Origin of the sequence: Microbacterium sp. NPDC090007, from assembly GCF_044748345.1 — a bacterium.
Classification (GTDB): domain Bacteria; phylum Actinomycetota; class Actinomycetes; order Actinomycetales; family Microbacteriaceae; genus Microbacterium.
On the sequence record NZ_JBIVFV010000001.1, the window covers coordinates 1,738,973 to 1,760,884 of the forward strand.

Below are 21,912 nucleotides of genomic sequence, written 5' to 3' on the forward strand. Positions count from 1 at the left end.
CCTGGCGGGGATGTATCCCCTCGTCTTCCGCACGATCCTCGCCCGGCTCGACCCGGAGTTCGCCCACCACCTCGGGGCGCTGGTCATCCGCGCCGCGGGCGTCGAGCCGGTGGCATCCCTCGTCCGCCGCTTCACCGCCCCGTCGCCGGAGCTGCGCGTCGACGCGCTGGGTCTGCGTTTCGACTCGCCGTTCGGCGTCGCCGCGGGCTTCGACAAGAACGTCACGATGGGCCGCGGGCTGGGTGCGCTCGGCTTCGGGCACGTCGAGGTGGGAACCCTCACGGCCCTGCCGCAGCCCGGCAACCCGAGGCCGCGCCTGTTCCGCCTGGTCGCCGACCGCGCGGTCATCAATCGCATGGGATTCAACAACGACGGCGCGGTCCTCGCCGCGGACCGTCTGCGCCGGCTGCGTCGGTCTCGACGGCGGCCGGTGATCGGCGTGAACATCGGCAAGAGCCGCGTCGTCGCCGTCGACGACGCGACGACCGACTACGTCCGCAGCGCCCGTCTGCTCGCCCCCCTGGCCGACTACCTCGTGGTCAACGTCTCGTCGCCCAACACACCCGGACTGCGCGGTCTGCAGGCGGTCGAGACGCTGCGGCCGCTGTTGACGGCCGTGCGCGATGCGGCCGGGGACACTCCGCTGCTGGTGAAGATCGCGCCGGACCTGAGCGACGACGAGGTGGGGGACATCGCGCGGCTCGCGGTCGACGCGGGTCTGTCCGGCCTCATCGCCACCAACACCACGATCGAGCGTTCGGGTCTGTCGACCCCGGTGGCCGCGGTCGAGGCGATGGGCGCGGGAGGTCTCTCGGGCGCCCCGCTCAAGGATCGCGCGGTGCAGGTGCTCCGTCTCGTGCGCGCGGCCGTGCCCGCGGATTTCGTGGTGATCTCGGCCGGGGGAGTCGAGACCGCCGACGATGTCCGCGAGCGCGTCGCGGCGGGGGCGACACTCGTGCAGGGGTATACGGCCTTCCTCTACCGCGGTCCGCTCTGGGCCCGCCAGATCAACCACGGTCTCGTCCGCCGGTGACCCGGTCGGTCGCAACCCGCCCCGGACGCCGAAGCGGCGCACCCGAGGGTACGCCGCTTCGTGGGGAGTCGGATCAGGCGGGGTACTGACCGCGCTTGACCTGGGCCTTGGGAAGCCGCATGAAGCGCATCTGCACGGTGCGCATCGCCGCGTACCAGCCCAGACCCTTCTCGAGACGGGTCTCGCCGAACTTCTCCTTCGCCGCGCGCTTGACGCGGATCGAGGTGATGATCATGTCGCCGACGACGAAGAGGATGAAGATCCACAGCGCCACGAACGACCAGTACTGGAAGAACGCCACCGGGATGAGCGTGGCGACGATCACGAGCACCATGAACGGCATGACGCCCTCGCCGAGGTGCCATCCGGCATCCACGAAGTCGCGGGCGAAGCGACGCTGGGGGCCCCGGTCGCGCACGGGCAGGTAGCGCTCCTCGCCCGCGGCCATGCCGATGCGGGCCTTCTCGCGCTGAGCGGCGAGCTCGGCGCGTGCGCGGGCCTTGGCCTCTTTCGTGTCGGGGACCAGGGGGCGCTTGCGCGCGGCCTCCTGCTCGGCGCGCGACGGCGTCGCGCGGCCCTTGCCCGATCCGAGCTCCGTCGGCTCGACGGGGGTGTCGTTGGGGGCGGGGGCGGGGGACTTGGCCACGGGAAACCTCGGTGATTCGCTGATCGGGAGACTTAAGATTACCCGCATGACCCTCGACCTGTCCCGGCAGGAAGCTGTGCAAAAAGCAGCCGACGCCGGAATCCCCGTAGCCCTCGCCGATCTCGGATCCCTGGTGCGCATCCCCTCGATCGCCTGGCCCGCCTTCGACCAGAACGCCCTCGTGCACAGTGCCGACGCCGTCGCCGCGCTCCTGCGTGGGACGGGCGTGTTCGACTCCGTGGAGGTCAAGCGCGCCGCGATCCCCGGGACCGACGAGTTCGGTCAGCCGGCGGTGCTCGCGACCCGCGCCGCCCGCAACGGCCGCCCCACGGTACTGCTGTATGCCCATCACGATGTCCAGCCGCCGGGCGACGAAGCCCTGTGGGACTCGCCGCCGTTCGAGCCCACGGTCCGTGACGGCCGCCTCTACGGTCGCGGCGCGGCCGACGACAAGGCCGGCATCATGGCGCACGTCGGCGCCGTGCGCGCGATCGCCGAAGCGATCGGCGACGACCTCGACCTCGGCATCGCCGTCTTCATCGAGGGCGAGGAGGAATACGGCTCGCGCTCGTTCGGGCAGTTCCTCGCGGACAACCTCGACGTCCTCCGCTCGGACGTGATCGTCGTGGCCGACTCGGGCAACTGGGACGAGCGCACCCCCGGTCTGACCGTGTCCCTCCGCGGCAACGCCCGCTTCACCCTGACGGTGCGCACGCTGGAGCACGCCTCGCACTCCGGGATGATGGGTGGAGCGGTGCCGGATGCCATGCTCGCCACCGTGAAGCTCCTCGCCACCCTGTGGGACGACGACGGCGCGGTCGCCGTCGAGGGTCTCGCCGTGCGCGACGCCGAGACGCCTCCGTACGACGAGGCGACGCTGCGCGCCGAATCCGGTCTGCTCGAGGGGGTGAGCCCGATCGGTCGCGACTCGATCCTCAGCCGCATCTGGAACAAGCCGTCGATCACGATCACCGGGTGGGATGCCACGCCCGTCGCGGCGGCTTCGAACACCCTCGCTCCGCAGACGAGCGTCGTCGTGAGCGCCCGCGTCGCGCCGGGACAGGATGCCGAAGAGGCCTTCGCCGCGGTCGAGAAGCACCTGCGCGCCCACGCGCCGTTCGGTGCGCATCTGGAGTTCAGCGACGTCGACTGCGGCGACTCGTTCCTCGTCGACACGGGCGGTTGGGCCGTGGAAGAGGCCCGGGGGGCATTCGCCGACGGGTACGGCGTGGACGCCGTGGACGTCGGCATCGGCGGCTCGATCCCCTTCATCTCCGACCTCGTGCGCGAGTTCCCCACGGCGCAGATCCTCGTCACCGGGGTGGAGGATCCTCACGCCCGCGCCCACAGCCCGAACGAGTCGCTGCACCTCGAGACCTTCCGCAATGCGCTCGTCTCCGAGGCGCTGCTGCTGGCGCGCCTGAACGCCCGCACGATCTGAACGAGGCCGCGGGGGCGGGACGGGCGTAGACTCGACCCGTCCCCGCGACCGAACAACCCGAAGGGCATCGCCATGACCGACACCACTCTGTCGTCCTCCGCCGAGACCCGCGAGCACGGCGTCGGCCTGACCGCGGCCGCCTCCGACAAGGTGAAGAGCCTGCTGTCGCAGGAGGGTCGCGACGACCTCCGCCTGCGCGTCGCGGTGCAGCCCGGTGGCTGCTCCGGCCTGATCTACCAGCTCTACTTCGATGAGCGCTATCTGGACGGCGACAAGGTCGTCGACTTCGACGGCGTCGAGGTCATCGTCGACGACATGAGCGTGCCGTACCTCGACGGGGCGAACATCGACTTCAAGGACACGATCTCGGAGCAGGGCTTCACGATCGACAACCCGAACGCCCAGGGATCCTGCGCCTGCGGCGACAGCTTCCACTGACCTGAAACGCCGCTCCCCGGCGTCGGATCGAGAGCCCCCGGGCCACGGATCATCCCGTGGATTCCGGGGGTTCTCGATGTCTCGGCGCTGGACGATTGGCCTGAGAACGGTGAGAGGTTGCTCTAGACTGTCAGAGCAACATCCACGACCCGGAAAGGTGCATTGTGCCCTCCAAACGTCGCCTTCGCTGGGCAGCGCTCCCCCTGGGGATCGCCTCCGTCGCACTCCTCTCGGGCTGCACCACGACCCAGCTCCACGGCTTCCTCCCCGGCTTCGTCGATGACGGCACGCCTGCCACGAACCACACCGACATGGTCGCCGGTCTGTGGGTCAACTCGTGGATCGTCCTGCTCGCCGTGGGCGTCATCACCTGGGGCCTGATGCTCTGGTCGGTCATCGCCTACCGCCGTCGCAAGGGCCAGTCCGGCCTCCCGGTGCAGCTGCGTTACAACATGCCGGTCGAGATCTTCTACACGATCGTCCCGCTGATCCTGGTGGTCGGGTTCTTCGCCTTCACGGCCCGCGACCAGAACACGCTCGAGACGCAGTACGAAGACCCCGACGTCTCCATCACCGCGTACGGCAAGCAGTGGGCGTGGGACTTCCAGTACAACGGCGAGCGTGAGGACAACTCGGACGCCGTCTACTCGATGGGTGTGCAGGCCACGGCCACCAGCGACGGTTACGACCTCGAGGACGTGCCCACCCTCTACCTGCCGGTGAACAAGACGGTGAAGATCGACCTGCGCTCGCGCGACGTCATCCACTCGTTCTGGATCATCGACTTCCTGTACAAGAAAGACATGTACCTCGGCCGCGACAACGAGTGGTCGTTCACGCCCACTCGTGAGGGCACTTACGAGGGCAAGTGCGCCGAGCTGTGCGGTGAGTACCACTCCGCCATGCTCTTCAACGTCAAGGTCGTGAGCGAGGCCGAGTACGAGGACTACCTCGACTCGCTGCGTGCGGCCGGTGACGTCGGCGACATCAGTGATCTGTCGCGCCTGCAGAACCTCAACACGGCCGGCGCCGAAGGGAACGAGTGATCATGGCCACGACGCTTCCGCTCCAGGGGACGGGCACTTCTCGCCCGACGACTCTCCCGCCGCGTCAAGCCGCACTGCTGAGCACCACGCGTGTCGAGCAGAAGGGCAATCTGGTCGTCAAGTGGATCACCTCCACCGACCACAAGACCATCGGGTACATGTACCTGATCGCCTCAGTCGTGTTCTTCATGCTCGGCGGTGTGATGGCGCTCATCATCCGCGCCGAGCTGTTCGAGCCTGGCATGCAGATCATCCCGACCAAAGAGCAGTACAACCAGCTGTTCACGATGCACGGCACGATCATGCTGCTGATGTTCGCGACGCCCCTGTTCGCGGGCTTCGCCAACGCGCTGCTGCCCCTGCAGATCGGCGCCCCCGACGTGGCCTTCCCGCGTCTGAACGCCTTCGCGTTCTGGCTCTTCCTGTTCGGTTCGACCATCGCGGTCTCCGGCTTCCTCACCCCGCAGGGTGCAGCCGGCTTCGGCTGGTTCGCCTATCAGCCCCTCGCCAACGCGAGCTTCTCGCCCGGTGTCGGCGGCAACCTGTGGATGCTGGGTCTCGGCATCAGCGGTTTCGGAACGATCCTCGGTGCGGTGAACTTCATCACCACGATCCTCACCATGCGCGCCCCCGGTATGACGATGTGGCGCATGCCGATCTTCTCGTGGAACACGCTCATCACGAGCATCCTGATCCTGCTCGCCTTCCCGGTCCTCGCTGCGGCCATCTTCGCCGCCGCCAGCGACCGCGTGCTCGGCTCGCACATCTACAGCCCCGAGAACGGCGGAGTGCTGCTCTGGCAGCACCTGTTCTGGTTCTTCGGACACCCCGAGGTCTACATCATCGCGCTGCCGTTCTTCGGCATCGTGTCCGAGATCTTCCCCGTCTTCAGCCGCAAGCCGATCTTCGGCTACAAGACGCTGGTCTACGCCACGATCGCGATCGCCGCCCTCTCCGTCGCCGTGTGGGCGCACCACATGTACGTCACGGGCGGTGTGCTGTTGCCGTTCTTCGCGCTCATGACCATGCTGATCGCGGTCCCGACGGGCGTGAAGATCTTCAACTGGATCGGCACGCTCTGGCGCGGATCGGTGACATTCGAGACACCGATGGTCTTCGCGCTCGGCTTCCTCGTGTCGTTCGTCTTCGGTGGCCTCACCGGTGTCATCCTGGCGTCGCCGCCGCTGGACTTCCACCTGTCCGACTCGTACTTCGTGGTGGCGCACTTCCACTACGTCGTGTTCGGCACGGTCGTCTTCGCGATGTTCGCGGGCTTCTACTTCTGGTGGCCCAAGTGGACGGGCAAGATGCTGAACGAGCGTCTGGGCATGGTGCACTTCTGGATGCTGTTCATCGGTTTCCACATGACCTTCCTCATCCAGCACTGGCTGGGTGTCGACGGCATGGTGCGCCGCTACGCCGACTACGCCGCCGCTGACGGGTGGACCTGGGAGAACCAGCTCTCCACGGTGGGTTCGATGATCCTCGGTGCGTCGATGATCCCGTTCCTGCTGAATGTGTGGATCACTGCGCGCAAGGCGCCGAAGGTCACCGTCGACGACCCGTGGGGCTACGGAGCCTCGCTGGAATGGGCGACGTCCTGCCCGCCGCCGCGCCACAACTTCACCTCGATCCCGCGTATCCGCAGCGAGCGCCCCGCCTTCGACCTCAACCACCCCGAGGCCGGCATCCCGGTCGGTGTGGGACCGGCGAAGGACGCCCCCGATGCACCCGTCGTCGACGCAGCTGGCGGAGAGGTCAAATAACGACATGCGTACCAACGTCAACCTCTGGTGGCTCCTGGCAGTCTTCGCCTACCTGATCGCCGCCATCTACACGGTCTGGAGCCTGCTCCAGCACGGCGGCGTCGAGTGGGTCGGAACGGTCGCGTTGGCCTTCCTCGGCCTGATGTCGACGATGATCGCGTTCTACATCGGACGCGTCCTCAAGGCACAGCGCGGCGAGCTTCCCGAAGACACGCTGACCGCCGACATCGACGACGGCGATCCCGAGATGGGCGAATTCAGCCCGTGGTCGTGGTGGCCCATCGTCCTGGCCGCCTCCGCGGCGATCGCCGTCGTCGGCCTGGCCGTGGGTAGTTGGCTCGTCCCCGTCGGATTCGCGGTGTTCGCTGTGGCCATCGTCGGCTGGGTGTACGAGTACTACCGCGGGTACTTCGCGCGCTGATCCCGTGCCCGTACGGCTCATCACGGCCGCCGCATCCGATGCCGGCGCCCACCGTCCCACCAACCAGGATGCCGCCTTCGCGGCATCCTGGGGTGCGGCGGTGGCGGACGGCGTCGGCGGCGGCCCGTCGGGGGACCTCGCCTCGGCTGCTCTGGTCCACCGCCTGGTGGCGACAAGCGGACGCAGCATGGATGCCGACGGCCTGCTCGTGCGGATCCGCGAGGCGAACTGGGACATCCGCGCCCACGTCGAGCGCGATCCCGCCCTCGAGGGCATGGCGACGACCTTCACCGGCATCTTCCTCAGCACGAGTGGCGATCTTCTGCTCGCGCACACGGGCGACTCCCGCGCTTATCTCCTGCGAGACGGCGAGTTCTCTCGAGAGACGCGTGACGATTCGTACGTCCAGGCGCTCGTCGACCACGGCATCATCCCGCCCGAGGCGGCGGCGGCTCATCCGCGACGCAACATCATCACGGCATCCCTCGGAGGTGCCGAAGGTGATGTCGTCTCAGTGGCGGAGCGTCCTCCGCTCGCGGGCGATCGATGGATGTTGTGCAGCGACGGTCTCACGGATTACGTCCCCGAGGCCGACGTCGCGCGGTTGATCGCCGCGGCGCCCGATGCGCGTTCCGCGGCGACGGAGGCTGTGAGCCTGGCCCTCGAGGCCGGGACCCGCGACAACGTGACCGTCGTCGTCTGCGACGTCGTCGACGATGACGACTCCACGATCGTGGACCCCGTGTTCTTCGGCTCGGCTGCCCGCTGGTTCACCGAGGGCGTCGAGACGGCGTGACGTCGGACGGGCGGGATCCCGCCCCCGAAGTGAGGCGTCAGGTCGCAGCCTCGGCGAAGGCGTCCATCGCGAGCTGACAGAGTTCCGCGCTCCGAGGACCGCCGTGTCCGTCTTCCTCGACGATCTGGAGACGACTGCCGGGCCACGCCTGATGCAGCAGCCAGGGTGTCAGCACGGGACCGCTGATGTCGCGTCTGCCGTGGACGAGGACGCCGGGGATGCCGGCGAGCTCACCCGCGCGCGTGAGGACGGCGTCCCCGCCGACGAGAAAGCAGTCCCGCGCCCAGTAGTGCGTCACCAGCGTCGCGAAGTTGAGCCGATGGCGGGCATCGGCGTGGAGGGGGCCCGGGGAGGCGAGAGGGCCGAGCGACAGGTGCGTGGCCTCCCACTGATCCCACCGCTCGGCGGCCTCGACGCGCACCGCGGGATCAGGGTCCCGCAGCAGTCGCGCGTACCCCTCGATCGTGCGTTCCTCGGCACCGAGGAGCCCGCGCAGGTGAGCGAACGCCTCGGGGAAGACGGGCGCGATCCCGTCGGTGATCCAGTCGATCTCCCAGCGCGATCCGGTCGTGACGGCGAGGTTGACGATCTCGGTCACGCGCGTCGGGTGGGCGAGGGCGTACGCGAGAGCCAGGGTGGATCCCCACGAGACCCCGTGCAACAGCCACCGCTCGATGCCGAGGTGGACGCGAAGCGCTTCGAGGTCGCCCAGCAGATCGTCCATGGTCTGTCGGGTGAGGCTCGCCAGGTCGTCGCAGGCCCACGGGGTGCTGCGTCCGCATCCCCTCTGGTCCACGCCGATGATGAGATGCAGGTCGGGGTCGAAACGTCGACGGTACCCACCCCTGCCGAGTCCACCGCCGGGACCGCCGTGAAGATACAGAGCGGGGCGGCCGCGCGGATTCCCCGATGTCTCCCAGTACAGTCGGGCGCCGTCGGGTCGATCGAGGAAGCCGTGGGCGAAGGGCTCGAGTGGCGGATGCTGCATCGAGGCATCCTAGGGCCTGGGCCTGGGCCTGGGCCTGAGCGCGGGGGAGGGCTGGGGCCGGTGCTGGGCGCTCAGTTGCGCACGACCATGACGGTGGGGTCGAAGATGCGCTCACAAGGCCCGCGGTCGTCTTCGGTCGGTTGTCCCTCACGGACCCAGTACTCGAAACCGCCGATCATCTCGCGGACCTCGTAGCCGAGTCGCGCGAGGGCGAGAGCGCCCTTCTGACCCGCGTTGCATCCGGGGCTCCAGCAGTAGACGACGACGGGCTGGTCCCTCGGGATCTCGTTCTCGGCGCGGTCCGGGATCTCACGGTACGGCAGATGCACGGCCCCGGTGATACGTCCTTGCGCCCAGGCGTCCTGTCCGCGCACGTCGACGAGCGTGAAGGCGTCCCCCGCGCGCTGCGCGGCGTAGACGTCCGAGGGGTCCGTCTCGAAGGCGAGGCGGGCGGAGAAATGATCCTGAGCATCGGTCATCTCCACACGGTACGGCGGAAGGCGGACGCGGGGGAGGGGAGCGGATGCCATCCGCCCGCGGGTTCCTGCCAGGCGCGCCGGGCGGTACGCGCCCGGGAGAACGACGAAACCCCGGTGCCGATGCACCGGGGTTTCGTCTGAGTGGTCACTCGTTCTTGTCGTCACCGGATCGGTTGCGATCCGCGAGGCCCTTCGGCGCCGGAATCTCGACCTCGACGCGCTCACCGATGGCCATCGGCGGGCGGCCGTCCTCGTCGGCCCGGGCGTTGGCACCGGCGATCTCGTCGGCCTCTTCGTGGGCGATGTGATCCAGCTCGTGGTGCTGGTGGGCCACCGCGGCGTCGAGCTCCGCCTGCGTGATCGGGGCGAGACGGTCCTCGAAGAACCAGCGGGAGATGGAGGCGCGGATGTTCTCGTGCCACGGGATCTGGCCCTTGTCGTTGGGGCGCACGACGAGCGGTTCGTAGGTCTCGTTGTCGACCAGCTTCCAGCGTTCGAACTCGTCGACGGGCTGGTGCACCTCGATGTACTCCCCACCGGGGAGGCGTACGATGCGTCCGGACTCGTAGCCGTGCAGTGCGATCTCGCGGTCCTTCTTCTGCAGCGCGATGCAGATGCGCTTCGTGATGAAGTAGGCGAAGATCGGGCCCAGGATCAGCAGCGCCTGCAGGGTGTGGATGACACCCTCCATCGTCAGCTTGAAGTGCGTCGCGATGATGTCGGAGGATGCGGCCGCCCACATCACGGCGTAGAACGTGACACCGGCCGCACCGATCGCCGTGCGGGTCGCCGCGTTGCGGGGGCGCTGGGCGATGTGGTGCTCGCGCTTGTCACCCGTGACCCACGCCTCGATGAAGGGGTAGATCAACACGAGGACGATGAACAGACCCAGCACGGCCACCGGCAGGATGATGTTCCACGACCAGGTGTGGCCCCAGAGCACGAACTCGAGGTGCGGCGGGACGAGGCGCAGCGCGCCGTCCGCGAAGCCGATGTACCAGTCCGGCTGGGTACCGGCCGACACCGGCGACGGGTCGTACGGACCGTAGTTCCAGATCGGGTTGATCGTCACCAGCGCGGCGATCAGGACGATCACACCGAAGGTGATGAAGAAGAAGCCGCCCATCTTGGACGCGTACACCGGGAGGATCGGGTAGCCCACGACGTTGCTGTTCGTGCGGGCGGGCCCGGCGAACTGCGTGTGCTTGTTGATGATCATCAGCATGAGGTGCACGGCCAGCAGGGCGACCAGGATCGCAGGCAGCAGCAGGATGTGCAGCGTGTACAGGCGTCCGACGATCGCGGTGCCGGGGAAGTCGCCGCCGAAGAGCAGGAACGACGTCCAGGTGCCGATGATCGGGAGACCCTTGATCATGCCGTCGATGATGCGCAGTCCGTTGCCCGACAGCAGGTCGTCGGGGAGCGAGTAGCCGGTGAAGCCCTCGGCCATCGCCAGGATGAAGAGGATGAAGCCGACGACCCAGTTGAGCTCGCGCGGCTTGCGGAACGCGCCGGTGAAGAAGACGCGCAGCATGTGCACGCCGATGCCGGCGACGAAGACGAGCGCGGCCCAGTGGTGGATCTGGCGGACGAGCAGGCCGCCGCGGAGGTCGAACGAGATGTGCAGGGCGGATTCCATGGCCGCCGACATCGCGATTCCGCGCATCGGCTCGTAGGCGCCGTCGTAGTGCGTCTCGACCATCGAGGCCTGGAAGAAGAACGTCAGGAACGTGCCGGACAGCAGCACGACGACGAAGCTCCACAGCGCGATCTCGCCCAGCATGAACGACCAGTGGTCGGGGAAGATCTTGCGGCCGAGCTCCTTGACGAGCCCCGACATGCTGGTGCGCTCGTCGAGGTAGTTGGCGGCTGCGCCGACGAACTTGCCGCCGAGCGGCTTGCCGTCGCGGCCGGCGGGGGCCTGCGGCGGTCCGGAATACACGGCCGGTTCGGTCGTGACGTTCTCGGTGGGGTGAGTACCGGTACTCATGAGCGCTCCCAGAAGCTGGGGCCGACGGGCTCCTGGAAGTCACTCTGCGCGACGAGGTAACCCTCGGCGTCGACGGTGATGGGGAGCTGCGGCAGGGGACGGGCAGCCGGGCCGAAGATGACGGCGGCGCCGTTGGCGACGTCGAACTGCGACTGGTGGCAGGGGCACAGGAGGTGGTGGGTCTGCTGCTCGTAGAGGGCGACGGGGCATCCGACGTGCGTGCAGACCTTGGAGTACGCGATGATGCCGTCGTACGACCAGTCCAGGTTGTTGGTCTCGGGGTTGAGCTGCTCGGGCTGCATGCGCATGAGCAGGACGATCGCCCGGGCCTTCTCCTCGAGGTAACCCTCGTCGTGGCCCAGGCCGGCGAGTTCTTCGGGGATGACGTGGAACGCGGAACCGAGGGTGACGTCCGCAGCGCGGATCGGGCGACCCGAGGGGTCGTGCGCGAGGCGCATGCCCTGCTTCCACATGGTGTGACTGAGATTGGCCACGGGATCCTGGTCCTGCGGCGCGAGGCCGCGGAACAGGGTGATGCCGGGGATGACCGAGGCGGCGAGAGCCGCGAACAGCGAGTTGCGGATGATCTCGCGACGGCCGAAGCCGGAGTCCTTCTCGGCCTCGACGAAGACGTTGACGGCGCCCTCGCGGACCTCGTCGCGGCCGCGCGTCGCGTGGCGATCCTCGATGTACTCCTTGTCGGACATGACCGACTTGCCCCAGTGGATGGTGGCGATGCCGATCGCGAGGAGCGCGAACGCGATTCCCAGCCCGATGAAGAGGTTGTTGTAGCGGATGTCGACCATCGCGCCCGATTCGATCGGGAAGATCATGTAGGCGATGCTCGCCCAGATGCTCGCGGCGACGGAGACGTAGAACAGGGTGTATACCGTGCGGACCGCGCGCTTCATCTCTTGCGGGTCTTTGTCCGTCATGCGCTGACGGTGGCCGGGCAGTCCCGGGTTCTTCGCGGCGTCCGGAACCGCAACGGCGAGCCCCGAGCCGGGCTTCCAGGAAGCCCTCTCGTGCTCCAGTGCGTCGTCCTCGTGTGCCATGGTGCTCCTCGTGCGTTTACGTAATGTCGAAGACGACGGTCAGTTGGACTTCGCCGTGATCCACACGGTGAGGGCGATCAGTCCGCCGATACCGAAGATCCAGATGAACAGGCCCTCGGAGACGGGGCCGAGCGAGCCCAGGGCGAATCCGCCGGGGGATTCGTTCTGCTGGTTGTACATCAGGTACGAGATGACGTCGCGCTTGTCTTCGGGGGTGAGGTTGAGGTCGTTGAACACCGGCATGTTCTGCGGGCCGGTGACCATCGCCGCGTAGATGTTGACGGGCGTCGTCGAGTGGATGTCCGGGGCGTACTTGCCCTCGGTCAGCGCCCCACCGGCGCCGGCGACGTTGTGGCACATCGCGCAGTTGATGCGGAAGAGCTCGGCGCCGTGGGCCAGGTCGCCTTCGCCGTCGAGGAGTTCCTCGGACGGGTAGGCGGGACCGGGGGCGGACGACTGGACGTAGGCCGCGATGGCGTTGGTCTGCTCTTCGGTGAACTGGACGGGTTTGACCGGTGCCTGAGGACCCTGGGCCTGCAGCGGCATACGACCGGTGGAGACCTGGAAGTGCACCGACAGCTCGCCCACGCCGAACAGCGACGGACCCTGCTCGCTGCCCTCGAGGTCGAGGCCGTGGCACGTGGCGCAGTTCGCCTGGAACAGCTTCTCGCCCTCGTCGACCGCGGTCGCGTTGTTGGCCTCGCTGACCGGGGTGCTGGAGGTGGCGGCGACCGCCGCCGTCGCGCCCGCGTAGACGCCTCCGGTGAGGAGGAGTCCGATACCGATCAGTGCGGCGGCGGCCAGGGGGCTCCGACGCCCGGTCGCCTTACGAGTCTTCTTCTCGCGTGCCATGTGGATGCAGCTCTCTTACTTGAGGAAGTAGATGACGAAGAACAGGGCGATCCAGACGACGTCGACGAAGTGCCAGTAGTAAGACACGACGATCGAGGTGGTCATCTCTTTTCGTCCGAAGTTCTTCACGGCGTACGCACGGCCGATCACGAGCAGGAAGGCGATGAGGCCGCCCGTCACGTGAAGGGCGTGGAAGCCGGTGGTGAGGTAGAAGGCCGAGGCGTAGGGGTTGGCGCTGATGGGCATGCCTTCGGCGATCAGCGTCGCGTACTCCCACACCTGACCCGACACGAAGACCGCGCCGAGGATGAAGGTGAGGTAGAACCACTCCACCATTCCCCACTTCAGGATGCCGGTGCGCGTGCCCGTGCGGTACGGCTGGTACCGCTCGGCGGCGAACACGCCCATCTGGCAGGTGACCGAGGACAGCACGAGGATGATCGTGTTGACGGTCGCGAAGGGGACGTTGAGCAGCTGGGTCTCTTCGGCCCACAGGGAGGCGGAGGTGCTGCGCAGGGTGAAGTAGATCGCGAAGAGGCCGGCGAAGAACATGACCTCGCTGCCCAGCCACACGATGGTGCCCACGGCGACCGGGTCGGGTCGCTTCACGGCACGCACGGCCTGGGAATACGTCGCTGAGGTCGTCACCGTTCCATTATGCGCGATGCCGGGGCGCAATATTCCCATCCCCAACATGAGATATTCCACGGTCGAGACTTAGGGAAGCCTCAGAATCCGCAAGGAATCCCCGGTACGGAGGAGGTTCCGTTCGTGGTCGGTGCAGCGCGGCGCGCGGACCCGCGTGTGAAAGGATCATGGCATGTCGGAACGCTTCGCCTGGCCCGATCTGCTCACCTCGCTGCTCGCCGGCACCGACCTCAGCGTGTCGGAATCGACGTGGGCGATGAAGAAGGTCATGGCGGGCGAGGCGACCCCCTCGCAACTGGCCGGGTTCCTCATGGCTCTGCGCGCGAAGGGCGAGACGGTCGAAGAGATCGTCGGCTTCCGCGACGCCATTCTCGAAGCCGCTGTGCCCCTGCCGGTGCGCGCCGACGTGCTGGACATCGTCGGCACGGGCGGGGACCGCTACGGCACGGTCAACGTCTCGACGATGGCCGCCGTGGTGGCGGCGGCATCCGGGGTCCCCGTCGTCAAGCACGGCAACCGTGCCGCGAGCTCCGCGTCGGGTTCGTCGGACGTCCTGTCGTCGCTGGGCATCGCCCTGACGCTGTCGCCCGAGAAGGTGGCCGAGACGCTCGAGCGCACGGGCATCACCTTCGCGTTCGCCTCGGCCTTTCACCCCGGGTTCCGCCACGCCGCGGCCACGCGCTCCGAGCTGGGGGTGCCGACGGTCTTCAATTTCCTCGGTCCGCTGTGCAATCCGGCCCGCGCCGAGGCGAACGCGGTCGGCGTGGCGCACCTGGACCGGGTGCCGTTGATCACCGGCGTCTTCCGCACGCGCGGGGCCACCGCGCTGGTGTTCCGGGGCGACGACGGCCTGGACGAGCTGACCACCACCGGACACAGCCGGGTGTGGGAGATCAGCCGGGGCGACGTTCACGAGCACGACCTGGATCCGCGGGATCTCGGCATCCCCCTCGCCGACATCGACGACCTGCTGGGCGGTTCCCCCGACCACAACGCCGAGGTGGTGCGGCGGGTCCTCGCCGGAGAGACGGGACCCGTCCGCGACATCGTGCTGCTGAACGCGGCGGCCGGGCTGGTGTCGTTCCGGCTGTTCCAGGATGCCGCCGAGGTGCAGCGCCCCATCATCGAGCGTCTCGCCGAGGCCATGGCCGACGCAGCGACGGCGGTGGACGACGGCCGGGCCCTGGCCAAGCTCGACGCCTGGGTGCACACCTCGCGCGACCTGGCGGAGTGATCGTGGACCCGCTCGACGCCCTCACCGAGATCGCGTATCTGCTCGAGCGGGAGAGGTCGTCGCGCTACAAGTCCAAGGCGTTCCGCACCGCGGCCGCGGCCATCGAGGGGCTGAGTGCCGACGACCTGCGAGATCCCGGGCTGCGGCGTCGGCCGGGCATCGGCGACTCCACGTTCGCGGTGATCCAGCAGGCTCTGGCCGGCCAGGTCCCCGAGCGGTTGGCGACCCTGCGCGCCGAGGCCGCTCCGGTGGGGGGTGCCGAGGTGCGCGCTCTTCTGCGCGGCGACCTGCACAGCCACAGCGACTGGTCGGACGGCCTGACGTCGATCGACGCGATGGTCGAGGCGGCACGCGGCCTCGGACACGAATACCTCGCCCTCACCGACCACTCTCCTCGCTTGACGGTCGCCAACGGTCTGTCGCCGGAGCGGCTGCGGGCGCAGATCGAGATCGTCCGGGGTCATCGCGGCGACGGTTTCACGCTGCTGACCGGCATCGAGGTCGACATCCTCGACGACGGCGCCCTCGACCAGCAGGACGAGCTCCTGCGCGACCTCGACGTGGTCGTGGCATCCGTTCATTCCAAACTGCGCATGGAGCGCGCGCCCATGACGAGACGTCTGGTCGCCGCGGCGCGGGACACACGCGTCGACGTGCTGGGTCACGTGACCGGACGGCTGGTCGAGGGGGCGCGGGGGACGCGTCCGCCCTCGGAGTTCGACGTGGAGGCGGTGTTCGCCGCATGCGCCGAGAGCGGGGTGGCGGTCGAGATCAATTCGCGTCCCGAGCGGCAGGACCCGCCCGATGAGCTGTTGACACGGGCGATCGAGGCCGGGTGCCTGTTCTCTATCGACTCCGACGCGCACGCCCCCGGTCAGCTCTCGCTGCTCGATCACGGCGCCGCGCGGGCGCAGGCGCTCGGTGTCCCCACCGAACGCATCGTCACGACCTGGCCGCTCGACCGGCTCCGGGAGTGGCTGGAACGCCCGCGCTGACCCTCAGGAGGGCAGGGCCGCCAGCGCCCGGGTCATCGAGGATCCCAGGTTCCACTTCTCGGCGAGGGCCTCGGCCGCATCGCGGTCCACGGGCGCGAGGCGATCGTCGACGGGGGCGAGCTCGAGGTCGCGGACGACCCGGACCACGGTCGGGGCGACATCGAGATAGTCCGCGGCGGCGGCGATCTTCGCCCGCTGGGAGGCGGTGCCCAGCGTCCCGGCGGTGACCGCGTCGCGCACACCGTCGAGCGAGCCGCCCGCGCTCAGCAGCGACGCCGCCGATTTCTCGCCGATCCCCGACACACCGGGAAGACCGTCGGAGGGGTCGCCACGCAGGGCGGCGAAGTCGGCGTACTGCGCCGCGTGCACGCCGTACTTCGCCACGACGGCGGCGTCGTCGACGACCTCGAGGTTGCTCATGCCACGAGCCGTGTAGATCACCCGGACCCCGCGGTCGTCGTCGATCAACTGGAAGAGGTCGCGATCGCCCGTGACGATGTCGACCGGGATGTCGGCGCGCGTCGCGAGGGTTCCGATGACGTCGTCGGCCTCGTGGGCGCCCGTCCCCACGATCGGGATGCCGAGCACCTCGAGCGCGGCGCGGATGACCGGCAGCTGCGCGTCGAGCGGATCGGGGACCTCTTCGACATCGGGACCGGTGGCCGACGGCTCCACGACGCGGTGCGCCTTGTAGCTCGGCAACAGCTCGACGCGCCACGCCGGACGCCAGTCGTCGTCCCAGCACGCGACGAGGTGCGTGGGCGCATAGGTGCTCACCAGCTTGGCGATCATGTCGAGCAGACCCCGCGCCGCGTTCACCGACGTGCCGTCGGGAGCCTTCACCTTGTCGGGCACGCCGTAGAAGGCACGGAAGTACAGCGACGCGGTATCGAGGAGCATGAGGCGGTCGGTCACGGTTCCGATCCTGGCACGCTCGACTTCTCGCCGGCAGTACCGGCGGCTCGCGCCGGCCGACGCGACCTAGAGTGGCGTGATGTCCTTCGGCTCGGCATCCCTCCGCCCGTCCGCGACGGCCGTGTGCCCGTGCGGCGGGGGAGCGTTCGCATCCTGCTGCGGGCCGATCCTCGACGGTGCGCCCGCGCCGAGCGCCGAGCGGTTGATGCGCTCGCGCTACACCGCGTTCGCGCTCGGCGATACGGCGCACCTGGCGAGGTCGTGGCATCCGCGCACCCGACCCGACCGGATCGAGGCGGACGACGGCACGCGGTGGACCGGGCTCGACATCGTCGAGGCGCACGAAGACGTGGATGCCGCGGTCGTGGAGTTCCGTGCGACGTGGTGGCACGCGGGCGAGGCGGGCCGACTGCACGAGCGGAGCCGGTTCGTGCGTCGCGCGGGGCGCTGGGTCTACGTCGACGGCGACGTGGACTGAGACGCATCAGAGCGCTCGCGCGAGGGCGTCAACCCCGCACGGGCGTGTCGGAGGGCCTGCGTAAGGTCGTTGGCGACCGACCCCCGAGGAGGACAACGACATGGAACGCATCGTGATCATCGGCGGACACGGCAAGGTGGCCCTGCACCTCGCCCGTCTGCTCGCCGACCGCGGAGACGAGGCCACCTCCGTCATCCGCAACCCCGACCAGAAGAGCGACATCGAGCAGGTCGGCGCAACGCCGCTGGTCCTCGACGTCGAGAACGCCGGGATCGACGAGATGGCCGACGCCTTCTCGGGTGCGGATGCCGTGGTGTGGTCGGCGGGCGCCGGCGGCGGCAGCGCCGAGCGCACCTACGCGGTCGACCGCGATGCCGCGCAGCGCGCGATCGACGCCGCGGCGAAGGCGGGCGTGCGGCGCTTCGTCATGGTGTCGTGGATCGGTTCGACGCCCGACCACGGGATCGACCCCGACGACGATTTCTTCGCCTACGCCGACGCGAAACTCGCCGCCGACGACCACCTGCGCGCCAGCGAGTTGGACTGGACGATCCTCGGACCCGGCACGCTCACCCTCGACCCGCCGTCCGGGCGGATCACCACCGCCCCCGAGGGCAAGGGCGAGGTCTCGCGCGCCGACGTCGCCGCGGTAGCGGCCGCGGTCCTCGTCCAGCCGGCGAGCATCGGACGCTTCATCCGCTTCGGCGCGGGAGACACCCTGATCGCCGAGGCGATCGTCGACGATTCCGCACGCCACCAGGGAGATGACGCATGACCGCGCCCCGTGACCGCGCCGAGTCCCTCGCCGCGCTGCACACCGCCCCCGAGATCCTGCGTGTCGTGAACGTCTGGGACGTCGTCTCGGCGAAGGCGATCGCAGCCCTGCCCGAGACGAAAGCCCTCGCCACGGCGGGGCACTCCATTGCCGCGACCTTCGGCTACCCCGACGGCGAGAACATCCCGCTCGAGCTCATGCTCGACATGGTCGGGCGCATCGTCGACGCGGTCGACGTGCCCGTGAGCGCCGACCTCGACGCCGGATTCGGCAACCCCGGCGAGACCACGCGCCGGGCGATCGCCCGGGGGATCGTCGGCGCCAACGTCGAGGACCGGGTCAAGCCCCTCGCCGAGGCGGTGGCCGCGGTCGAGGCCGTGATCGCCGCCGGACAGGCCGAGGGCGTCCCCTTCGTCCTGAACGCGCGCACCGACGTCTTCTTGAAGGGGGCCGATCGCGCCGTCGACGACAAGGTGGCGGATGCCGTGGAGCGCGGCCGCGCCTTCCTCGCCGCCGGAGCGACCTCGGTGTTCATCCCCGGCAAACTCGACGCCGAGACCACGCGCCGGCTCGTGGAGGGCATCGGCGAGCGCAAGATCAGCGTGATCGGCGTGCCGGGCAACCTGACCGCGGCCGAGTACGAGGCGCTCGGCGTGGCCCGCATCTCCTACGGCCCGCAGACGCAGCGGGTCGCCCTCACGGCGCTGCAGGACCTCGCGATCGACCTGTATCGCGACGGCGAGATCCCCGCGACGGTCCGCGAACTCAACTGAGCGGAACCGGCCGTCAGTCCTCGTCCCCCGGGGGCGTCGTCGTCGACCACGATGACGCCGTCGGGGACGGGGTCGCCCAGCAGGGGTTCGGCCGCGAGCGTCAGATCGATCGTCGCGCGCAGCAACCCGCCCATCGTGGCGGAGCGCAGCAGCTCCATCTGGTCGAGCTCGCCGAGCGGCGCGATCGCCGCGACCTGCCAGGCGCGGGGGAGCGGCTCCTCCGACAACTCGACCTCGGGGTCCCAGCGCGTCCCCCCGAACTGCTGTGCCCGACCGAGCACGCGCCGCACGATCCGCTCCGCCTCGTCGAGCAGGGGGAGAAGGGCGTCATTCCACTCCAGGTCGGGGAGGGCTTCGACCTCGGCGCGGGGGTAGGGGTCGTCGTCGAGCCAGCCGACGATCTCGAAGCGCTCGGTACCCCGCGCGACGATCTGCATCTGCCCCGCCTGCGGGACGACGTGACTGAGCTGCGCCATGGTCCCGAGCCGGAAGCGCTGGTCGCCCCCGCCGGTCTCGGACCCGCGCTCGATCAGCACGACGCCGAAGGCCGGGTCGTCCTCGTCGAGCAGTCGTCCCAGCATGATCAGATACCGCTCCTCGAAGATGCGCAACGCCAGGGGCGTGTGCGGGAAGAGGACGGCTCCGAGGGGGAACATCGCGGTACCCATACGCCCAGTCAACCAGCGCGGGCCGCCACGAGGGTCGCTCGGGTGAGATTGCCCGCCTGTCCCGCCGGGCGGACGCGGGACGCGCTCACGCCTCGCCGTCACGCAGGCTCTCGTGCACCCTGTGCAGGTCCATCAGCAGCGATCCCACGAGCACCCAGTGCAGCGGCGACGGCGTCTGGATCTGGAGCGGCCGGGTGAGGGCGGGTTCGGCGTCGACGACGTGCTCGGGGCCCGCGTCGAGCGCGAACGCGAGGCGCACATCGTGCGCGGCGCGGTGCAGTTGCTCCGCGATGGCGCGAACGGCGGGTTCGTCGGCGATCGACCGCTCGTAGCCGTCGTACACGGCGCGCGTCATGCCGACCGTCTGCGTCACGACGGGGCTGAAACGCTCGAGCAGGTCGTCCATCCCGGCGAGCTCTGCTCGGTGCCGACCGCTGCGGGGGTTCAGGGCCAGCGAGTCGGCGCCGTCGCGGATCGCGTCGGCTGCGGCATCCCGCACCGGCCGCAGCAGCCGCGCCTCGAGCAGCAATCCCTCCAGCGACGCGGGCGTCTGCGGCGTCTCGAGGGCCTCGGCCAGGCGCTCGAGAGCGGCGGCGAGCTCGCGGCCGAGCACGTCGACCTTCTCGTGTGCGGCGGGAACGAGCACGGGGGGAACGAGCACCGCGTTGACCACGATGCCCATCGCCGCGCCGATGAGGGTCTCGAGCACGCGGTCGAGGGCGTAGTTGGGCGTGGCGGTGCCGAGCGCGAGCACCAGCAGCGCACTGATCGCGATCTGGTTGGTGGCCCCCGGCGAGATGCGCGCGGCCCACGCCACCGCGAGCGCCACCCCGGCCGACAGCAGCGCCACCCAGGGCTGAGAGCCGAAGACGAGGCCGAGCCCCGCGGCGATGACGACGCCCAGGATGACGCCCACGCTGCGCTCGACCGCCCGGGTGAAGGACTGGTTGATGCTCGGTTGCACCACCAACAGGGCGGCGATGGCCGCGAAGATGGGCGGCGGGCCCTGCACGAGCCATCCCGCGACGAGCCACGCCGCGACGATCGCGAGCGCGGATTTCGCCACCTGCAGCAGCGGCACGCGACGCGGGGCGCGGACGTTCAGACTGCCGCGCACGGTGCGGAGGTCGGGCATCCGCACGATCACTCGCTCCGATCCACGATGTCGTCGGCGTGATCGGCGACCCATTCCATCAGGGGGAGCACCCGCACCATCAGGTCGCGTCCCAGGGGTGTCAAGGCGTACTCGACGCGCGGGGGGACCTCGGGGTACGCGGTGCGGCGCACGAGGGAGTCGGCCTCGAGGGTCTTCAAGGTGCTGGCGAGCATCTTCTCGCTGATCCCGGCGACGTTGCGGCGCAGAACGCCCCACCGCTGCGTGCCGTCGGATAGGGCGAGCAGCACGAGGATGCCCCACTTGCCCATCACGTGGTCCAGGACGGTGCGCGTGGGGCATCCCTCCGAGAAGATCTGAGGATTGTCACCGCGCAGATCGGCAAGACTGACGCTCATGTGAGTACCTAACCGGAAAGTGGGTACCCGCATTCCGGAATGCATGTGGGGAACCCCGGTTGGAACGGACGTACCCACGAAAGGACACTTCCATGACCCTCCTCGTCACCGCCGCCACCGGCCACCTCGGTCGTCTCGTCGTCACCGCCCTGCTCGACCGCGGGATCGCGGCATCCGACATCGTCGCCGGCGTCCGCACGCCGGAGAAGGCCGCCGACCTCGCCGCACGCGGCGTCCGCGTGGTCCAACTGGACTACTCGCGTCCGCAGACGCTCGCGCCCGCCCTCGAGGGAGTGCACCGTGTGCTGCTCATCTCGGGCACCGATGCCGATCGGGTCGCCGGGCATCGCGACGTCATCGCCGCGGCCACGGCCGCCGGCGTCGAGCGACTCGTCTACACCAGCGCGCCGCGCGTGGACGAGATCGACTACGCCCTCGGCGCCGACCACCTCGCCACCGAGCGGGCGATCGCCGCGTCGGGGCTGTCGGCCACGATCCTGCGGAACAACTGGTACACCGAGAACTATCTCGACGCCGTCGCGCGCGCGGCCGACACCGGTGAGATCGTCGCGGCGGCGGGCGATGCCCGGGTCGCGAGTGCGAGCCGGCGCGATTACGCGGAGGCCGCGGCGGTGGCCCTGACCACCGACGACCTGGCCGGGCGCACGCTCGAGGTGGGCGGGGACGCGGCCTGGACCTACGACGAGCTCGCCGCCGCCGCGAGCGAGGTGCTGGGCCGCCCGGTGGCGTACACCGCGGTCTCGGTGGAGCAGCTCACCGCGGGGTTGCAGGCGGCGGGACTGGATGCCGGTACGGCGGCGTTCGTGGCCGGGATCGACGAGGCGATCGCCCGCGGCGCGCTCGGGCAGACGGACGGGTCGCTGTCGCGCATCATCGGCCGCCCCACCACGCCGCTCGAGGACGCCCTCCGTCAGGCCCTCGCCGCCCGCTGACCCCCACCCT

Annotated in this window: 24 protein-coding genes; 13 read left to right on the top strand and 11 right to left on the bottom strand. The window is 69.3% G+C overall.

All coding sequences use genetic code 11. The features are described from left to right. Window positions 1–10: 10 nt before the first annotated feature. Window positions 11–1,033, top strand: coding sequence for a quinone-dependent dihydroorotate dehydrogenase (locus ACIPVB_RS08135; protein WP_400368068.1), 1,023 nt, complete (start codon window positions 11–13; stop codon window positions 1,031–1,033). Window positions 1,034–1,106: 73 nt separating this feature from the next. Here the strand turns inward: ACIPVB_RS08135 and ACIPVB_RS08140 are convergent, their stop codons facing one another. Next, entirely contained in the window at window positions 1,107–1,679 is a 573-nt protein-coding gene (locus ACIPVB_RS08140; RefSeq protein ID WP_400368069.1) for a DUF3043 domain-containing protein, read from the bottom strand. 46 nt (window positions 1,680–1,725) lie between these two features. Between ACIPVB_RS08140 and ACIPVB_RS08145 the strand changes: the two genes are divergently transcribed. From ACIPVB_RS08145 to ACIPVB_RS08170, 6 genes are all read left to right on the top strand, one after another. Further along, a complete protein-coding gene (locus tag ACIPVB_RS08145; RefSeq protein ID WP_400368070.1) occupies window positions 1,726–3,120 on the top strand; it encodes a dipeptidase in 1,395 nt (464 codons plus the stop codon). A gap of 72 nt (window positions 3,121–3,192) precedes the next feature. Continuing rightward, the gene (gene erpA / locus ACIPVB_RS08150) at window positions 3,193–3,558 is read left to right on the top strand and encodes an iron-sulfur cluster insertion protein ErpA (protein ID WP_056227791.1); all 366 of its coding nucleotides are present in this window, start codon (window positions 3,193–3,195) and stop codon (window positions 3,556–3,558) included. A gap of 164 nt (window positions 3,559–3,722) precedes the next feature. Further along, window positions 3,723–4,604 carry a cytochrome c oxidase subunit II gene (gene coxB / locus ACIPVB_RS08155; protein WP_400368071.1) on the top strand — a complete coding sequence of 294 codons (882 nt, stop codon included), beginning with the start codon at window positions 3,723–3,725 and terminating at the stop codon, window positions 4,602–4,604. Window positions 4,605–4,606: 2 nt separating this feature from the next. Beyond that, on the top strand, window positions 4,607–6,370 hold the full coding sequence (gene ctaD, locus ACIPVB_RS08160) for a cytochrome c oxidase subunit I (protein WP_400368073.1): 1,764 nt from the start codon (window positions 4,607–4,609) through the stop codon (window positions 6,368–6,370). Window positions 6,371–6,374: 4 nt separating this feature from the next. Then, entirely contained in the window at window positions 6,375–6,791 is a 417-nt protein-coding gene (locus ACIPVB_RS08165; RefSeq protein WP_400368074.1) for a cytochrome c oxidase subunit 4, read from the top strand. Window positions 6,792–6,795: 4 nt separating this feature from the next. Continuing rightward, entirely contained in the window at window positions 6,796–7,587 is a 792-nt protein-coding gene (locus ACIPVB_RS08170) for a PP2C family protein-serine/threonine phosphatase (protein ID WP_400368075.1), read from the top strand. 37 nt (window positions 7,588–7,624) lie between these two features. Here the strand turns inward: ACIPVB_RS08170 and ACIPVB_RS08175 are convergent, their stop codons facing one another. From ACIPVB_RS08175 to ACIPVB_RS08200, 6 genes are all read right to left on the bottom strand, one after another. Beyond that, the gene (locus ACIPVB_RS08175; RefSeq protein WP_400368076.1) at window positions 7,625–8,575 is read right to left on the bottom strand and encodes an alpha/beta fold hydrolase; all 951 of its coding nucleotides are present in this window, start codon (window positions 8,573–8,575) and stop codon (window positions 7,625–7,627) included. A gap of 71 nt (window positions 8,576–8,646) precedes the next feature. Next, complete coding sequence (locus tag ACIPVB_RS08180) at window positions 8,647–9,054, bottom strand: rhodanese-like domain-containing protein (protein ID WP_400368077.1); 408 nt, start codon at window positions 9,052–9,054, stop codon at window positions 8,647–8,649. Window positions 9,055–9,199: 145 nt separating this feature from the next. Then, on the bottom strand, window positions 9,200–11,044 hold the full coding sequence (locus ACIPVB_RS08185; RefSeq protein ID WP_400368078.1) for a cytochrome bc complex cytochrome b subunit: 1,845 nt from the start codon (window positions 11,042–11,044) through the stop codon (window positions 9,200–9,202). Continuing rightward, a complete protein-coding gene (locus ACIPVB_RS08190) occupies window positions 11,041–12,099 on the bottom strand; it encodes a Rieske 2Fe-2S domain-containing protein (protein WP_400368079.1) in 1,059 nt (352 codons plus the stop codon). The genes ACIPVB_RS08185 and ACIPVB_RS08190 overlap by 4 nt, the downstream gene beginning before the upstream one ends. Window positions 12,100–12,138: 39 nt before the next feature. Then, window positions 12,139–12,951, bottom strand: a complete 813-nt coding sequence (locus ACIPVB_RS08195) for a c-type cytochrome (RefSeq protein ID WP_400368080.1) — start codon at window positions 12,949–12,951, stop codon at window positions 12,139–12,141. A gap of 15 nt (window positions 12,952–12,966) precedes the next feature. Next, window positions 12,967–13,638, bottom strand: coding sequence for a heme-copper oxidase subunit III (locus ACIPVB_RS08200; protein WP_400368081.1), 672 nt, complete (start codon window positions 13,636–13,638; stop codon window positions 12,967–12,969). A 133-nt stretch (window positions 13,639–13,771) separates the two neighbouring features. Between ACIPVB_RS08200 and trpD the strand changes: the two genes are divergently transcribed. Beyond that, window positions 13,772–14,833, top strand: a complete 1,062-nt coding sequence (trpD, locus tag ACIPVB_RS08205; protein ID WP_400368082.1) for an anthranilate phosphoribosyltransferase — start codon at window positions 13,772–13,774, stop codon at window positions 14,831–14,833. A 2-nt stretch (window positions 14,834–14,835) separates the two neighbouring features. Continuing rightward, window positions 14,836–15,828 carry a PHP domain-containing protein gene (locus ACIPVB_RS08210; protein ID WP_400368084.1) on the top strand — a complete coding sequence of 331 codons (993 nt, stop codon included), beginning with the start codon at window positions 14,836–14,838 and terminating at the stop codon, window positions 15,826–15,828. A 3-nt stretch (window positions 15,829–15,831) separates the two neighbouring features. Here ACIPVB_RS08210 and ACIPVB_RS08215 read toward each other — a convergent pair whose 3' ends face one another. Beyond that, complete coding sequence (locus ACIPVB_RS08215; RefSeq protein ID WP_400368086.1) at window positions 15,832–16,743, bottom strand: 5'-3' exonuclease H3TH domain-containing protein; 912 nt, start codon at window positions 16,741–16,743, stop codon at window positions 15,832–15,834. 79 nt (window positions 16,744–16,822) lie between these two features. Between ACIPVB_RS08215 and ACIPVB_RS08220 the strand changes: the two genes are divergently transcribed. The 3 genes from ACIPVB_RS08220 to ACIPVB_RS08230 all read left to right on the top strand — a co-directional run bounded on the left by ACIPVB_RS08220 (window position 16,823) and on the right by ACIPVB_RS08230 (window position 18,769). Then, window positions 16,823–17,221: a YchJ family protein gene (locus ACIPVB_RS08220; RefSeq protein ID WP_400368088.1), complete on the top strand. Its 399-nt coding sequence runs from the start codon at window positions 16,823–16,825 to the stop codon at window positions 17,219–17,221. A gap of 100 nt (window positions 17,222–17,321) precedes the next feature. Continuing rightward, window positions 17,322–17,996: an SDR family oxidoreductase gene (locus ACIPVB_RS08225; protein ID WP_400368089.1), complete on the top strand. Its 675-nt coding sequence runs from the start codon at window positions 17,322–17,324 to the stop codon at window positions 17,994–17,996. Beyond that, a complete protein-coding gene (locus ACIPVB_RS08230; protein ID WP_400368091.1) occupies window positions 17,993–18,769 on the top strand; it encodes an isocitrate lyase/phosphoenolpyruvate mutase family protein in 777 nt (258 codons plus the stop codon). The genes ACIPVB_RS08225 and ACIPVB_RS08230 overlap by 4 nt, the downstream gene beginning before the upstream one ends. Here ACIPVB_RS08230 and ACIPVB_RS08235 read toward each other — a convergent pair. The 3 genes from ACIPVB_RS08235 to ACIPVB_RS08245 all read right to left on the bottom strand — a co-directional run bounded on the left by ACIPVB_RS08235 (window position 18,664) and on the right by ACIPVB_RS08245 (window position 20,949). Further along, window positions 18,664–19,437: an LON peptidase substrate-binding domain-containing protein gene (locus tag ACIPVB_RS08235; RefSeq protein WP_400368092.1), complete on the bottom strand. Its 774-nt coding sequence runs from the start codon at window positions 19,435–19,437 to the stop codon at window positions 18,664–18,666. The genes ACIPVB_RS08230 and ACIPVB_RS08235 overlap by 106 nt on opposite strands. Window positions 19,438–19,522: 85 nt before the next feature. After that, window positions 19,523–20,572, bottom strand: a complete 1,050-nt coding sequence (locus ACIPVB_RS08240; RefSeq protein WP_400368093.1) for an aromatic acid exporter family protein — start codon at window positions 20,570–20,572, stop codon at window positions 19,523–19,525. 8 nt (window positions 20,573–20,580) lie between these two features. Then, a complete protein-coding gene (locus ACIPVB_RS08245; protein ID WP_400368094.1) occupies window positions 20,581–20,949 on the bottom strand; it encodes a winged helix-turn-helix transcriptional regulator in 369 nt (122 codons plus the stop codon). A gap of 92 nt (window positions 20,950–21,041) precedes the next feature. On the opposite strand from ACIPVB_RS08245, the gene ACIPVB_RS08250 reads away from it, so the two are divergent. Then, a complete protein-coding gene (locus ACIPVB_RS08250; protein ID WP_400368095.1) occupies window positions 21,042–21,902 on the top strand; it encodes an SDR family oxidoreductase in 861 nt (286 codons plus the stop codon). Window positions 21,903–21,912: the final 10 nt, after the last annotated feature.

Excerpts from the sequence above, each read along its gene's own strand:
- ACIPVB_RS08250 (WP_400368095.1), top strand. The coding sequence starts at position 21,042 with ATGACCCTCCTCGTCACCGCCGCCACCGGCCACCTCGGTCGTCTCGTC.
- ACIPVB_RS08190 (WP_400368079.1), bottom strand. The coding sequence starts at position 12,099 with ATGGCACACGAGGACGACGCACTGGAGCACGAGAGGGCTTCCTGGAAG.
- ACIPVB_RS08165 (WP_400368074.1), top strand. The coding sequence starts at position 6,375 with ATGCGTACCAACGTCAACCTCTGGTGGCTCCTGGCAGTCTTCGCCTAC.
- ACIPVB_RS08230 (WP_400368091.1), top strand. The coding sequence starts at position 17,993 with ATGACCGCGCCCCGTGACCGCGCCGAGTCCCTCGCCGCGCTGCACACC.
- ACIPVB_RS08180 (WP_400368077.1), bottom strand. The coding sequence starts at position 9,054 with ATGACCGATGCTCAGGATCATTTCTCCGCCCGCCTCGCCTTCGAGACG.
- ACIPVB_RS08200 (WP_400368081.1), bottom strand. The coding sequence starts at position 13,638 with ATGGGAATATTGCGCCCCGGCATCGCGCATAATGGAACGGTGACGACC.
- ACIPVB_RS08235 (WP_400368092.1), bottom strand. The coding sequence starts at position 19,437 with ATGGGTACCGCGATGTTCCCCCTCGGAGCCGTCCTCTTCCCGCACACG.
- ACIPVB_RS08245 (WP_400368094.1), bottom strand. The coding sequence starts at position 20,949 with ATGAGCGTCAGTCTTGCCGATCTGCGCGGTGACAATCCTCAGATCTTC.
- ACIPVB_RS08195 (WP_400368080.1), bottom strand. The coding sequence starts at position 12,951 with ATGGCACGCGAGAAGAAGACTCGTAAGGCGACCGGGCGTCGGAGCCCC.
- ACIPVB_RS08135 (WP_400368068.1), top strand. The coding sequence starts at position 11 with ATGTATCCCCTCGTCTTCCGCACGATCCTCGCCCGGCTCGACCCGGAG.
- ACIPVB_RS08225 (WP_400368089.1), top strand. The coding sequence starts at position 17,322 with ATGGAACGCATCGTGATCATCGGCGGACACGGCAAGGTGGCCCTGCAC.
- ACIPVB_RS08220 (WP_400368088.1), top strand. The coding sequence starts at position 16,823 with ATGTCCTTCGGCTCGGCATCCCTCCGCCCGTCCGCGACGGCCGTGTGC.
- erpA (WP_056227791.1), top strand. The coding sequence starts at position 3,193 with ATGACCGACACCACTCTGTCGTCCTCCGCCGAGACCCGCGAGCACGGC.
- ACIPVB_RS08145 (WP_400368070.1), top strand. The coding sequence starts at position 1,726 with ATGACCCTCGACCTGTCCCGGCAGGAAGCTGTGCAAAAAGCAGCCGAC.
- ACIPVB_RS08240 (WP_400368093.1), bottom strand. The coding sequence starts at position 20,572 with ATGCCCGACCTCCGCACCGTGCGCGGCAGTCTGAACGTCCGCGCCCCG.
- ACIPVB_RS08185 (WP_400368078.1), bottom strand. The coding sequence starts at position 11,044 with ATGAGTACCGGTACTCACCCCACCGAGAACGTCACGACCGAACCGGCC.
- ctaD (WP_400368073.1), top strand. The coding sequence starts at position 4,607 with ATGGCCACGACGCTTCCGCTCCAGGGGACGGGCACTTCTCGCCCGACG.
- trpD (WP_400368082.1), top strand. The coding sequence starts at position 13,772 with ATGTCGGAACGCTTCGCCTGGCCCGATCTGCTCACCTCGCTGCTCGCC.
- ACIPVB_RS08175 (WP_400368076.1), bottom strand. The coding sequence starts at position 8,575 with ATGCAGCATCCGCCACTCGAGCCCTTCGCCCACGGCTTCCTCGATCGA.